Here is a 13,199-nt window from a genome sequence, read left to right on the forward strand (position 1 = left end):
TGAATTAAAATAACGATGTAAAAGGAGAAATTAAAATGAACAAATTTAAACCAATATCTGCTTTATTGTTTTTTGAAACTTTTTTAAAATATTGTAATTTAAAAAAGTTTAAGGACTGAAATTTGCTTACTTGACAGCAGAAAATGCTGTTTTTCACTCACTGAGCAGTTTTAAAGAAATTTGATATTTCACTATTTAAAGAAGAATTTAAAGCATTTTATTTTGGAGCAAACATTCTGGAAGTGTATTGAAAACAAAAATATACTGTTTTTAAAAGTGAAGATATTGAAAAAACTACAGAAAGTAAAATAAAAAGGGAATTAAGCGATAAATTTAACATTGAAGATAAAATCATTGACTACATTTTATCTGTTTGAAATAAACTAGAAAATTTAACAAGAGAGGAGTTGGTAATTTTAGCACATCAATTAAATTCTTGAAAAGATATTTATGATGAAAACAGTGTTGGCAAAACAATCACAAACAATAAAATGAAGGAAGATAATCTAGATATTTTAGAAAAATATTTAGATATTAAATAATTTAAAAGGAGTTGTTAAAAAATGGAAAGTTTTGAATCAATATTAGCAGAAGATTTATTTCCTTATTTTTTACAATTTTGTAAAAATAGGAATTTTAAAGATAAAGAATTAAGAACTTGACAACAAAAAATGCTATTTTTCGCTCATTGAGCCATTTTAAAAAAATTTAACATTGCTTTATTTTCTAATGAAATTAGAGCATATGATTTTGGAGCGATGATAATACAGGTGTTTAAATTTCAAGTATCAGGTTTTTGAACATTAGATAATGTTAGTAAAACAAGTGATGAAAAAATACGAGAAAACATTATTAAAACTCTTAATTTGCCTAATAAATTAATCGATTATATGTTCTTTGTTTGAGAAAGTATGGGCGAATTCACTAAAAAACAACTAGTAATTTTATCGCACGATTTAAATTCCTGAAAAAATAATTATGATATGAAAAAAGTTGGCAAAATAATTACAAACAACGATATGAAAAATGATAAATATGAAATCGTTGAAAAATATTTAAAAATAAAATAGGATTAAAAATTAAATGACTAGTAATGAGAAAAAAATCAATAGAACATTAAAAGATATAGATTTATCAGAAAAAAAATTTTTAGAAGAAATGGATAAAACAGAAAAATATATAGAATCTTATTACAATAAAAACAAAATTTTAAACGATGAAAAAAGAAAACTATTATACAATAAAATATATAATAAATTGCAAAATTTTTTCAATGTTGAGAGTATTGAAAATGAAAAAAGAGTGAAATTGATAAATAGATTCGAAAAATTAAAACAAAAATATAGCGAATTAGTAATAAAAAGTTTGGAAAAGGAAATTCAAAATCAAAAAAATATAATTATTGAATTGAAACAAAATAATAAAAAACAAATACTCTTTTTTATAATTATTAGTGTTATTATAACTATTTTTATTTGTCTAATAGTATTTATGAATTCTACAACTTCTAATGCTATAAAAGAATTAATACTTTGAATTTTTTTAGGTGATAAAAAAGAAAAAATGTTTTGAAAAACTACAGTCATTTTTGTTTCAATTATTACATCGGTTTTAGTTATTTTCCTTGTCTTTTATGGTTTATTTTTACTAATAGAAAAAATATTTAAATCAATTTTTAAAAAAAATAATATTTCAAAATACAATAAAAGACCTTTTAAGAAAAGACAACAAATAAAAAAGAAAGTATTTTATCAAAAATTAAATAAAACACAAGAATTTTAATTTATTTTTTAATTGAATTATAATAATATAAAAAGGAGAAAATATGTAAGAAATGTCAAAAGAAGAAAGAAAAAGAATTTTAGAAGAAATTAATAATGCTATCATTAATGAAGATATTAACGAACTTCCTAAAATATTTGAAAGAAATGAAAAAGGTTCTTGAAAAAAATATGTTAGATGTATGAAAAATCTTGCCAAACTATAAATAACTATTAATTTAATAAATGAAAACACCTTTTACGGGTGTTTTTTTATAAAAAAATATGACATTTAATAAATTGAAAAGGAATTTAGCAGAAAAATTAATTACATAGTTAAAAAATAATCATTGAATTTTTATTTTTGTAAAAAATACAAAAAAATATTAATAAAAGTTATTTATAGTGGCTTTTTTTGCTTTTTAAAATTGAAGTGATGTAAATAAATTATATTAAAGATATAATATTTAAAGAAAAAAGAAAAGGAAACAAAAAATGAATTTTTATGAATCTGATGATTTAAATAACTCATATTGATTAAAGTCAATGAAAGAAAAAATAGAAAAAGAAGATGAAGAATATCGCCTTAAAGGCGAATATCGCAAAGAAAAATGAAGAGTTCAAAAGAAAATTGAAAGAAAATTAAAAACGATTTTTGGACTTTTAGTTTTTAAAATTACTAAATATCAAAGAATAAATGAAGATGGTAAAATTGAAACAAAGCAATTTGAAAATGATTTTTTACTTAAAAATAGAAATTATCAAATAGAAGTTGATTTGCAAAAACTTCTTGTTAATTGAGTTATAAAAGGCATTTCTGCAACCGAACTAGCATCAAAATTTGATGTTTCAAGAACTTATATAATAAATTTAGTAAAAACTAAAGCAGAACAAGTAAAAGAAAAGAATTTCATTGAAGAAAGTAAAGATAAAAATATACTTTACATTAATTTAGATGATACTTTTTTATCTTTGAAAAAGAATAATCGGAAAATGAAATTTAAACATCGTATGTTAGTTATTTCTACTGGTTTAAATGAAAAAAGAGAAATGAAAAATTTATCACTTATTATTGAAGATAGAGCACAAAGACAAAAGTGTCATTCAGTAAAAGAATTAATTGAAATAACTAAAAATGTGATAAAAGAAAAATATGGCAATAAAAATTTTAAAATTCTAGTTATGGGTGATGGAGCAAGTTGAATTAAAAGAATAGCAAAAGGTTTAGATGCTACATACATAACAGATATTTATCACATTTTAGCAAACGGTAATAAAGTTTTAGGTTATTATTGAAATAAATATAAAAGCAATAAAGAAGAACTTAAAAAAGCCGAAAGAAAATTGAATATTAAATTTATGAAAGAATATAAAAAATTAGTTCTAGAATTTAAATTTCAAGAAGTAATTGAGTTATTGGAAAACATTTTATCAAATGCTGGTGCATTATTGTCAGAGCAAAAAACTACACAAATAAAAAAATTAATCAATTATTTAATAAAAAATGATTTAAAAACCGAAAATTACTTACCAAAAAACGGTTATCAAGGAACACACACAGAAATTAGTGTGTCGCACTATTTAAAAAAATTTATAATTAAAAGATTTTCTACTTTTTCACAAAAAACTGCAAGAGCAATTTTAAAATTAAACGAAAAGCCAAATAATACTTATATTTTTATCTAGCATTTATCTGCATTATTCTCGCCATTTTCAATCTTTTTCGCCAATATTTAATATTTTGTCGTGAAAATATTTAATAAAAAAAAATAAAAACTGAAAAATATTGTGCTATAATAATTTTAAGAAGCACTGAGTGATAACTATAATAAAAAATAAAAAAGTTAAATGCTTGGGATTTGCGAATCTTGGTGCTCTTTAGTTCTTTTTTTCTAAAATACAAATCAGAAAAAACATTCGTTATTTAATATAAGTCCAGTGATTGGTCAGTATAGAATAAAGTATAAATACTTTGGGATTTATACTTTATATAAATCATCTAAAAATAAAGAAGTTCTCTAACAAACTATCATCTATCAATCAAGAAGTTCTTTAGCAAACTATCATCACTAAATAATAAAAACTTTCATTAAAGAAATGAAAAAACTTTTTTTATGCCTTAATTGATAGGATGAAAACACTGACAGAGAAGAAATTCTCTAACAAACTATCATAAAAGCAAGCATTTTTAAGGCATTTAAGAAGCAAAATAAGCAATTATTTAAACTGACGGTTAAAAAATTTACTAAAAATGACAAATTTATTTACCAAAACTAAAATATACATTATTATTTATTAAAAAGCCAAACTATTAAACAACCATTAAGCATTATAAAAGCCAATAAAACAATGAAAAATTAGAGCAATAACTTTAACTAGCAACAAAAAAATCTAAAAACAATGTAAAAAATCTAATATTTATCAAAAAAAGTCAAACTAACAATTGAGCATTTAACAATATAGAAGCCAAATAGCGATAAAAATCAGTAATTATTATTAAAAAAACAAAATTTCTTAAAAAAATATTTGGTTTATTTTAAAAAAGATGCTATAATTTTTATAAGCAACCTTAAAAAAGGTGATACTATAGATTTTCATCTATCTAAAATAAAATTTCTCTTTAATTAACGATAAAAAAGCAGATATTAAAAGAAAAATATCTTTTATTTTTTTTATTAAATATTTTTTTGTTAGTTTTAAAAAATAAATAAAGTAAAATTAAAAATATGAAAAAAATTATTGCAACTTTTAATGATCAAAATAGAACATTATACAAATTTATAATTAAGCATTTTAATAAAGTTCCTTTATCAAAAATAGAAAAAATATTTAGAAAAAAAGATATTAAAGTTAACGGAACTAAAACAAACAATAAAAAATATTTAGTTATGGAAAATGATGTAGTTGAAATTTATGGTTTAGATGAAAAATTAGAAAATAGTAATAAAATAAATTTATTAAATTCAAATTTAAAAATTGATTTTAATGTAATTTACGAAGATAAAAATATTTTAATAGTAAATAAAAAAAATAATATTGCAATTCACGGAGAAGATAATTGTTTAGATAATCAAGTATTACAATATTTAAAATTTATTCAAAATTCTTCTTTTGTTCCATCGCACATTGGAAGAATTGATAAAAGCACTTCGGGGATTGTTGTTTATGCAAAAAACTATCATTCGCTTGTTCAATTAAAAGAAAAACAAAGTAATTTTGATAAAATTTACATATTTAAATCAGATATTAAAATAGATAAAGAATTTCAAGTTTCATATTTTTTAGAAAAAGATGACAAAAAGATGAAAATGAAAGTTGTTGAAAAAAGTAATGAACTAGCTATTACTGACTTTTATGAACAAAGTGGGAAAAAATATGCAAAGTTAATTACCGGAAAAAAACACCAAATAAGAGTTTCTCTTTCAAAATTAGGATTTCCGATCTACGGAGATAAAAAATATGGTGGAAAAAAAGAAAAAAGAGTTTATTTGCATTCACACATACTTAAATTTAAAAATTTAAATGGTGAATTAAAATATTTAAATGAAAAAGAATTTATTTGTTATCCGAAATGATAAATTTTAATTAAGGAGAAAAATGGAACGAAAAAAAATTATAGAATTAGCTCAGCTTTTAAAACTTATTCCAACTGAAGAAGTTATTTCTTCTTTAGAACAAGAATTTTCAGAAATAGAAAATATGTTGAATGAATTTAATAAAATTAATGTTGATAATGTACAACCCTTAGCGAGATTATCTGATGTTATTGAATTAAATTTAAGAGAAGATATTCCTGAAAATAAAGAGCAAAATAAGCAAATTATTTTAAATAACGCAAGTGAATCGAATGAAGATTTTGTAAAAATAGAAAGGGTTATTAATGATTAAAATTAAAGGTGATTTTGAAAAAGCAAAAAAAGAAATGATTAACGATAAAAATAATGCAGTTAGTCATATATTCGAAAATGCAAAAAATAACTCCGGTATATTAGAAAAAAGTGTTTTTACTATAAAAGATGTATTTGCCAATTTTTGTGCAAAAACTCAAGCTTCATCATTTATACTCAAAGATTTTCATGCCAATTATAATGCAACCGTTATTCAAAAACTTTTAGATGCAGGAGCTAGTCCGGTTGCTAAAGTTAATTGCGATGAATTAGCATTAGGTGGTGAAGGAATTTACTCCCACTGAGGAATTATCGCTAATCCTTTAAATTTAAAAAGAAAAGTAGGAGGTTCTTCTTCCGGTTCAGCAGCGACATTAACTGAAAATATAAGTTTTGCTCTTGCATCCGATACAGGTGATTCTGTTCGTTTACCTGCTTCATTTATTGGAAAAGTTGGCTTTAAACCAACTTATGGAGCTGTTTCAAGATTTGGAATGTTTGCATATGCATCATCACTAGATACTGTTGCATGATTTGCTCATAATGTAAATGACATTATTCAAGTAGCGCAAGCAGTTTATGGAAAAGACGAAAAAGACTTTACATCAAAAAATGTTGAAATTAAAAATATTAAATTAACTAAACCGCAAAAAATTGGATATTTAAACATTAAAGGTCAACATTTATTAAATAAAGAAATTGAAGATTCTTATTTTAATTTAGTAAATAAATTAGCAAAAGAAGTGACGATGGAAAAAATTGAACCTAATGCTGAACTTTTAACTGCCATTAAACCAGTTTATGACATTATTTCTTATTCAGAAGCATCATCTAATTTATCTAATTTAAATGGAATTGCATTCGGTCAAAGACAAAAGGGGGAAAACTGAGAAGAAATTATGACCAATACCAGAAGTAAGGGGTTTGGTAAAATGGTTCAAAGAAGATTAATTTTAGGATCGTATTTTTTAGAAAAAGATAATCAAGAAAAATTGTTTTTAAGAGCTCAAAAAATTAGAAGATTAATTAAAAATTATTTAGATGATTTACATTCACAATATGATATAGTTATTTACCCGGCTTCCGCTTCAATTGCTCCACTTTTTGATGATAAAAGTAAATATGGTTATATGGATTATATTTTAACAGGTTCTAATTTAGCAGGAAATCCATCAATCACAATGAAACTTGAAGAAAGCAAAATAGAAAAAATGCCTTTTAATTTAGCAATCGATGCTAAAAGCAATAATGATAAAAAATTATTAGAATATGCTTTATGAATTGAGCAATTTATTAATAAAGGAGAAAATAATGAATAAATATAATGTAGTTATTGGAATTGAAATTCATTTAGAATTAAATACAAAAACTAAAATGTTTTCTTCTGCTGCTAATTCATTTAATCAAAGTCCTAATACTAATGTTGATTTAATTGATGTTGCTTATCCAGGAACATTGCCTTTACCAAATAAACAAGCAATTGTAAAGGCAATAAAATTAGCCAAAGCATTAAATATGGAAATCGATAACGAGTTGCATTTTGATCGAAAAAATTATTTTTATCCTGATTTACCAAAGGGATTTCAAATTACTCAACAATTTAGACCAATAGGTAAAAATGGGTATTTAAAAATTGAAGAAAATAATCAATTACATAAAATTTCAATTGAAAGAATTCACTTAGAAGAAGACACTGCAAAGCAAATTCACACCGAAAATGGAACTTTTTTAGATTATAATCGTGCTGGAGTACCATTAATTGAAATTGTTTCAAATCCAGTAATAAAAAATGCAGAACAAGCTGCTAAATATGTGGAAGCTATTGCTAGAATTGCTAAATTTTTAAATATTTCAGATGCTAAATTAGAAGAAGGATCACTAAGAGCTGACATTAATCTTTCACTAAATAAAAAAGATGAGCCTTTTGGAACTAAAGTAGAAATTAAAAATATTAATTCTATTTCAAATATTAAAAAAGCTATTGAACTAGAAATCAAAGAACAAAGTCAAAAATTAGATAGTAATATCAAAATTAAACAGGAAACAAAAAGATTTGACGATGTAAAACAAATTAACATTTCAATGCGGGAAAAAACTGGAGCAATTGATTATCGTTATTTTCCTGAGCCAAATATTCCAGTAATGAAATTGGAAAAAGAATTTATTAATTCTATTACAATTGAAAAATTACACTGACAATGAGAAGAAGAATTAAAAAATAAATCAATTCCTGCTAACTATGTTGAACAATTAATAAATAATTATGAATGACTGTTATTTTTTGACAAAATTAATTTTGTAGATAAATTTAAAGTTGCTAAATTGTTTTTTTCCGAAATTGTTCCTTTAATTAAAGAAAAAGGATTAAATAATATTAATATAAATGCTGTTGATATTGAAAAAATTTTAAATTTAGAAAAAAATAATAAAATTTCTTCAAAACAAGTAAAAGAAATTATTTTATTAAAAGAAAAAGAAAATCTTACAATTGAAAAATTAATTGAAAAATATAATATTAAGCAAATTGAAGATGATAATTTAATTATTGATTTAATCAATAAATTAATTGAAAGTAATTCACACTTACTTGCTGAATTTGAAAACAGACCAGAAAGAGTAATAAAATTCTTTTTAGGGCAGATAATGAAAGAAACTAAAGGACAAGTTAATCCTCAATTGGCAAACGATTTATTGATCAAAACTATCAATATTAAATTAAATAAATAAAAAAAATATAAATAAAAAATAGATCATTAAAAGGTGATCTATTTTTTATAAGAATTTATCACTTGAGTTTGATAATAATCAAAATTTGAATATGATGAAAATCGTTCTTCTTTATAATAATCTTCAAAATTGATTATATTAGGAAATTGTTGATTTATTTTTTGTGTCAATTGTTTTAAATTCTGTTCGATTGCATTTTGAAATTGTGCATCCTTTTTAGTTTCCATGGCAATATAAAATTTTTGATATTCATTTTTATAATTTTCTAAAGAATTTATTTCACCTTTATATTTTTCATTTAACGCTATTGGAACTGTTAGTCCGACAATTACTATTATGGAACTAATTCCTATATATGTTCACAAATATTTTTTATTTTTAGATCTAGTCACTACAGGAAAAAATACTAACGGTGCCATAAATAAAATTGGAAGATGCAAAAATAAGTATTTTTTTTGTTTTATTTTTGATGCCATTTCTATATTTATATCAGTAATTCAAGTTGATACTATATACGATCTTGAAACATAATTTTCATTATTTTCCAAAGCAAAATTTTTTACTTTATTCTGCTCATAAAAATCAATATTTTGATTATTATTTACAGGAGCAGTAATTGCCATTACGTTTGTAGTTAAATTTAATAATTCTAACCCTATTTTCATTTTTCTCCTTTAGTCAAAGTATAAATAAAATAATTTATTTAAATATTTTTTCATAATTTATTATTAAATTCTTTATAGTAAGTAAAATTTTTATTTGGAAAATCTTCAATTCAGTCGGTTTCGAATTCATAAAAATTTATAATTCCTGGAAATTTTTCATTTATCTGATCTACAAGTTCTTTTAATTTATTTTTAGCAACTGGCTCGTATTTTGCATCATTGTATTGATGCATTGCAAGAAAAAACTTGTTAAAATCATTTTGATAATTTCTTAAAAGCTCTTGTTTATTATTTTTTATAACATAAACAGTGATTACTACAACTAAATTAATAGCAAAAGTTGAAAGTAATACTGAATAATAAATTCGCCTAAATTTTTTACTTTTTTCTTTTAATGTTCACAAATTTACAATCAGCACAGTAACAAGACTTAAAGCAGGGGTTATAGCTAGATATGCTAAATTATTTTCTGAGCTTTTACTTCTTATTTCTATATCTTTAATTCAACTTTTAACAACATCTCTTTGAACTTTGGTAAATAAACCATCTTTATCTGCAAATGTTTTTAATATTTTATTATTATTTAATTGTTCATTTTCTAATTTACCATCAAAAGTTAATACATCATTATTAACAGCATTTGAAACAATGACCGATGGAACACTTGCTGTTAAATTCAATATATTTAAAGCTATTTTCATTTTTCTCCTTTTATTATGGATATAACTATTTAAATTATACAAAAAGAAAGAATTGAATCATGATATTGATTAAAATTAATTTATTAAATTTGGATTTTAATAGTCTGTTTATCAAATTAACATTTAATACTAAATAATTAGTATTTAAAATTTTGTTTTTTGACAAAAAATAGTATAATACAAAAGCAATATTTATATTGCCTTAGTGGGAGAGAAATCGCTAGAACCACCAAGAGATTAGAAAGGATGCTCGCAATGGCAAAAGAAATAGTACGTGTTGCTAAATTGCAATTTAATGCCGGGCAAGCTAAACCAGGACCTGCATTAGCGGGTTTAGGAATTGTTATGCCTGAATTTACAAGACAATTTAACGACCAAACTAGAGATAGAGGTAGCGAACCAGTTCCTGTTGCTATTACTATCTATAAAGATAAATCATTTGATTTTAAATTATTTACATCACCTGCTTCATATAAAATTAAACAAGCTGCAAAAATTGAATCTGGTTCTTCAAATTCTAAAACCAAAATTGTTGCAACAATTACTTTACAACAATTAGAAGAAATTGCTAAATATAAACTTATTGATTTAAATACAGATTCTTTAGAAAAAGCAATGCACATCGTTGCTGGAACAGCAAGAAACATGGGAGTCTTAATCGAAGGATGAGACAATGTTGTTGAAGCTAAAAAAGAAGCTGCAAGACTAGCTAAAGAACAAGCAATTGCAGATGCGGCGCTTGCTAAATTAGAAGAAGATGCGAAAGCTGCTGCTGAATCAAGCAAAGAATTTGTTGAAGCTGAAGTTGTAACTGAAAAATCTAACGAAAGCGAAGAAGAATAAAATGAGAAAAATTGGTAAAAAACTTCAAAATGCTAAAAAACTAGTTGAAAAAGAAAAAGTTTATTCACTAGAAGAAGCGATGGAGTTAGTTAAAAAAACTTCATATGCAAAATTTGATGCTTCAGTTGATTTAGCAATTAGATTAAATTTAGATACAAGAAAAGCAGACCAACAATTAAGAGGAGCAGTTGTTTTACCACACGGAACAGGTAAAACAGTTAGAGTATTAGTAGCTACTGATAATCCAGAAATGCAAAAAGCTTCAAAAGAAGCGGGAGCTGATTTAGTTTATACAACAGGTGAATTAGAAGAAACATTAAAAACTGATAAATTTGATTTTGATGTTATGGTAGTTGATCCGAAAATGATGCCAGTTTTAGGAAAATATGGAAAAAAACTTGGACCTAAAGGATTAATGCCTAACCCAAAAACAGGAACTGTTACTCCTACCCCTGCAAAAGCAGTGGAGGAAATTAAAAAAGGTAAAGCAAATTATAGAGCAGATAAATCCGGAATTGTTCATTCACTAATTGGAAAAACATCAATGTCTGTTCAACAATTAGCAGAAAATGCTCAAACATTAATTTCATTAATTAAAAAATTAAAACCAAGCGTTGTTAAAGGTGCTTATGTTTTAAATTTAACAGTTTCTGCATCTATGGGACCTTCAATTAAAATTAAATTTGATTAATAATATTTAAAACTCCGCGAAGGAGTTTTTATTTTAAAAACGATTTTTTTAAAGTAATTTTTTAATTTAAATGAAATTACTTTTTTTTTTTTTTTTGTTTTTTAATACAATATATAGGATAGTTTAATTTTGTATTTATACTATCATAATTAAATAAAGGAGAAAAATGTCTCAATTTTTATACTATTCTTGAATAGTTTTTGCAATTTTTGCAGGAATTTGACTTGTAGGATTAGTTCTTTCATTTGTTTTCAAATCGCCATTTTTAAGAAAAATTGTTTGATTTGCTTTAATAGTGGTTGCTATTTATCTACTAGTAAATGCAGGAATTCAAATATATCATTCCTATAGCTAAAAAACAAGAATTTTAGTATTTAGAATTTACAAAATTCCATATAATAAAGCCCTTTTTCAAAAGGGTTTTTATTTTTTATTTATTTATTTATTTATATTGCTATAATAATAAAGGGGGGGTATATGAAAAAAATATCAAAATTAATGTTTATACCAGTACTATCAACTATGATTTTTACTTCGTGTACTAAAATCGAAAATAAAACAGAAGAGAAAAGAAATGAGCAAAAAGTGGACAAACAAAAAACAGAAAATGAAATTGCTTATGATAATTTTGTTAATCAAGTTAATGATTTAAAACAATCAAATAATTCATCACTATATATAAGATTTGATGATAAACAATTTACTAAAAAAACTTCAGAAAATTATGCATATTATAATTGAGACAAAAATTATAAAGAAAAACATTATCTTCTTAGTGATTTAAAATCACTTGAAGAAAATTTAAAAAATAATAAAGCAAATGCAACAAAACAAATTGAAGAAATTCAAAAAATAGCAAAAGAAAAACAGTTAGACTTAAATAATTATGATTTTTTAGTTTGATATAAAACTATTAGAACAAGATTATTTGAAAAAAATCCTCTATCACTTGCTTTAAAAGCTGAAGGAGAAAATTTAAAATTATTTAGTGCAGAATGTTCCTCATTTAATGGGTGTGGTGATTATTCAGAACCCATAACTGGAGAAAAATATGCTAAAACTTTTATTTATGTATTTTTTGTTCCAAAAACACAAAATTTACAAGCTGATGTAAAAATAGCTACAAATCATTTAGTAGATAAAGAAAAAGCATTAAATTTATTAAATGATAAGTCTTTATTATGACTATCAGAAATAAAAGTTGAAATTTAAAAAATGCTTAAATTTTATAAAATAAAAGCGGGGAAGCCCGCCTTTTTTATTATTTTATAATTCTAATGTTATTTTAATCTCCTCGAGTTTTCTTGTTTTAACAAAAGAATCTTTAAATATTTTTCTAGCAATTCATGCATCTTCTGTATCGTGATAAATATCTTGAAAATAAACAATTTCTTTAATTCCTGATTGAACTATTGTTTTAGCACAATTTGAACACGGAAAAAGAGAAGTGTATAAAGTTGCGTTTTCTAAACTTGTAATAGAGTTTAATATTGCATTAATTTCCGCATGTACTACATAAGCATATTTTGTTTCTTTTGGACTTTCAGCTTCTCTGTCTCAAGGGAAATCTAAATCATTTCCGCTTGGCATTCCGTTATAACCTAATCCAATAACTCTTTTTCTATTATTTATAATACAGGCACCAACTTGCGTATTAGGGTCCTTTGACCGTAATGCACTTAATTTGGTTAAAGCCATAAAATATTGATCTCAGTTAATAATTTTCTTTTCCATTACTAAATTATATAATAAAAAGAAAAAATCCAAGAACGGCTCACCTTTCTTGGCTTATTAATTTATGAAATAATGCTTTTTGCATCGGAAAATATTATCGTATGAAACATTTAGTTTCGATAATCCCTCTATCGTCAGAAGAATCTATATTATTATAGCACATTTTAAAATTTATAAAATAAAAATGGTAA

General features: G+C 23.5%; 16 protein-coding genes. 13 read left to right on the forward strand and 3 right to left on the reverse strand.

Annotated features, from left to right (window positions below; all coding sequences use genetic code 4):
• Window positions 1–35 precede the first annotated feature (35 nt).
• From QEG99_RS03585 to gatB, 9 genes are all read left to right on the forward strand, one after another.
• Window positions 36–542 (forward strand): type II toxin-antitoxin system antitoxin SocA domain-containing protein, encoded by a 507-nt coding sequence (locus QEG99_RS03585; RefSeq protein ID WP_280101822.1) that lies wholly within the window; start codon window positions 36–38, stop codon window positions 540–542.
• Window positions 543–563: 21 nt separating this feature from the next.
• Window positions 564–1,070: a type II toxin-antitoxin system antitoxin SocA domain-containing protein gene (locus tag QEG99_RS03590; protein WP_280101823.1), complete on the forward strand. Its 507-nt coding sequence runs from the start codon at window positions 564–566 to the stop codon at window positions 1,068–1,070.
• A gap of 13 nt (window positions 1,071–1,083) precedes the next feature.
• The gene (locus QEG99_RS03595; protein ID WP_280101824.1) at window positions 1,084–1,782 is read left to right on the forward strand and encodes a hypothetical protein; all 699 of its coding nucleotides are present in this window, start codon (window positions 1,084–1,086) and stop codon (window positions 1,780–1,782) included.
• Window positions 1,783–1,834: 52 nt separating this feature from the next.
• On the forward strand, window positions 1,835–1,987 hold the full coding sequence (locus QEG99_RS03600; protein ID WP_280101825.1) for a hypothetical protein: 153 nt from the start codon (window positions 1,835–1,837) through the stop codon (window positions 1,985–1,987).
• Between the two features lie 268 nt (window positions 1,988–2,255).
• Window positions 2,256–3,446 carry an Mbov_0401 family ICE element transposase-like protein gene (locus QEG99_RS03605; protein WP_280101826.1) on the forward strand — a complete coding sequence of 397 codons (1,191 nt, stop codon included), beginning with the start codon at window positions 2,256–2,258 and terminating at the stop codon, window positions 3,444–3,446.
• A 1,040-nt stretch (window positions 3,447–4,486) separates the two neighbouring features.
• Window positions 4,487–5,338, forward strand: a complete 852-nt coding sequence (locus QEG99_RS03610; protein WP_280101827.1) for a pseudouridine synthase family protein — start codon at window positions 4,487–4,489, stop codon at window positions 5,336–5,338.
• A 19-nt stretch (window positions 5,339–5,357) separates the two neighbouring features.
• Window positions 5,358–5,648: an Asp-tRNA(Asn)/Glu-tRNA(Gln) amidotransferase subunit GatC gene (locus QEG99_RS03615; protein WP_280101828.1), complete on the forward strand. Its 291-nt coding sequence runs from the start codon at window positions 5,358–5,360 to the stop codon at window positions 5,646–5,648.
• Entirely contained in the window at window positions 5,638–6,966 is a 1,329-nt protein-coding gene (locus QEG99_RS03620; protein WP_280102371.1) for an amidase family protein, read from the forward strand. Before QEG99_RS03615 ends, QEG99_RS03620 begins: the two co-directional genes overlap by 11 nt.
• On the forward strand, window positions 6,959–8,374 hold the full coding sequence (gene gatB, locus QEG99_RS03625) for an Asp-tRNA(Asn)/Glu-tRNA(Gln) amidotransferase subunit GatB (RefSeq protein WP_280101829.1): 1,416 nt from the start codon (window positions 6,959–6,961) through the stop codon (window positions 8,372–8,374). Before QEG99_RS03620 ends, gatB begins: the two co-directional genes overlap by 8 nt.
• 38 nt (window positions 8,375–8,412) lie before the next feature.
• On the opposite strand, the gene QEG99_RS03630 is transcribed toward gatB, so the two are convergent.
• Together QEG99_RS03630 and QEG99_RS03635 are read right to left on the reverse strand one after the other, a co-directional pair.
• Complete coding sequence (locus tag QEG99_RS03630) at window positions 8,413–9,039, reverse strand: hypothetical protein (protein WP_280101830.1); 627 nt, start codon at window positions 9,037–9,039, stop codon at window positions 8,413–8,415.
• A gap of 38 nt (window positions 9,040–9,077) precedes the next feature.
• Window positions 9,078–9,740 (reverse strand): hypothetical protein, encoded by a 663-nt coding sequence (locus QEG99_RS03635; RefSeq protein WP_280101831.1) that lies wholly within the window; start codon window positions 9,738–9,740, stop codon window positions 9,078–9,080.
• Window positions 9,741–9,995: 255 nt separating this feature from the next.
• Between QEG99_RS03635 and rplK the strand changes: the two genes are divergently transcribed.
• The 4 genes from rplK (at window position 9,996) to QEG99_RS03655 (ending at window position 12,486) form a co-directional block, all read left to right on the forward strand.
• Window positions 9,996–10,583 carry a 50S ribosomal protein L11 gene (gene rplK / locus QEG99_RS03640; RefSeq protein WP_280101832.1) on the forward strand — a complete coding sequence of 196 codons (588 nt, stop codon included), beginning with the start codon at window positions 9,996–9,998 and terminating at the stop codon, window positions 10,581–10,583.
• Between the two features lies 1 nt (window position 10,584).
• A complete protein-coding gene (rplA, locus tag QEG99_RS03645; RefSeq protein WP_280101833.1) occupies window positions 10,585–11,274 on the forward strand; it encodes a 50S ribosomal protein L1 in 690 nt (229 codons plus the stop codon).
• Between the two features lie 166 nt (window positions 11,275–11,440).
• Complete coding sequence (locus QEG99_RS03650; protein WP_280101834.1) at window positions 11,441–11,629, forward strand: hypothetical protein; 189 nt, start codon at window positions 11,441–11,443, stop codon at window positions 11,627–11,629.
• 122 nt (window positions 11,630–11,751) lie between these two features.
• A complete protein-coding gene (locus tag QEG99_RS03655; RefSeq protein WP_280101835.1) occupies window positions 11,752–12,486 on the forward strand; it encodes a hypothetical protein in 735 nt (244 codons plus the stop codon).
• A gap of 54 nt (window positions 12,487–12,540) precedes the next feature.
• Here QEG99_RS03655 and QEG99_RS03660 read toward each other — a convergent pair whose 3' ends face one another.
• Window positions 12,541–13,008, reverse strand: a complete 468-nt coding sequence (locus QEG99_RS03660) for a deoxycytidylate deaminase (protein WP_280101836.1) — start codon at window positions 13,006–13,008, stop codon at window positions 12,541–12,543.
• Between the last annotated feature and the right edge of the window lie 191 nt (window positions 13,009–13,199).

Source organism: Mesomycoplasma lagogenitalium, from assembly GCF_029854295.1.
Lineage (GTDB): Bacteria > Bacillota_I > Bacilli_A > Mycoplasmatales > Metamycoplasmataceae > Mesomycoplasma_A > Mesomycoplasma_A lagogenitalium.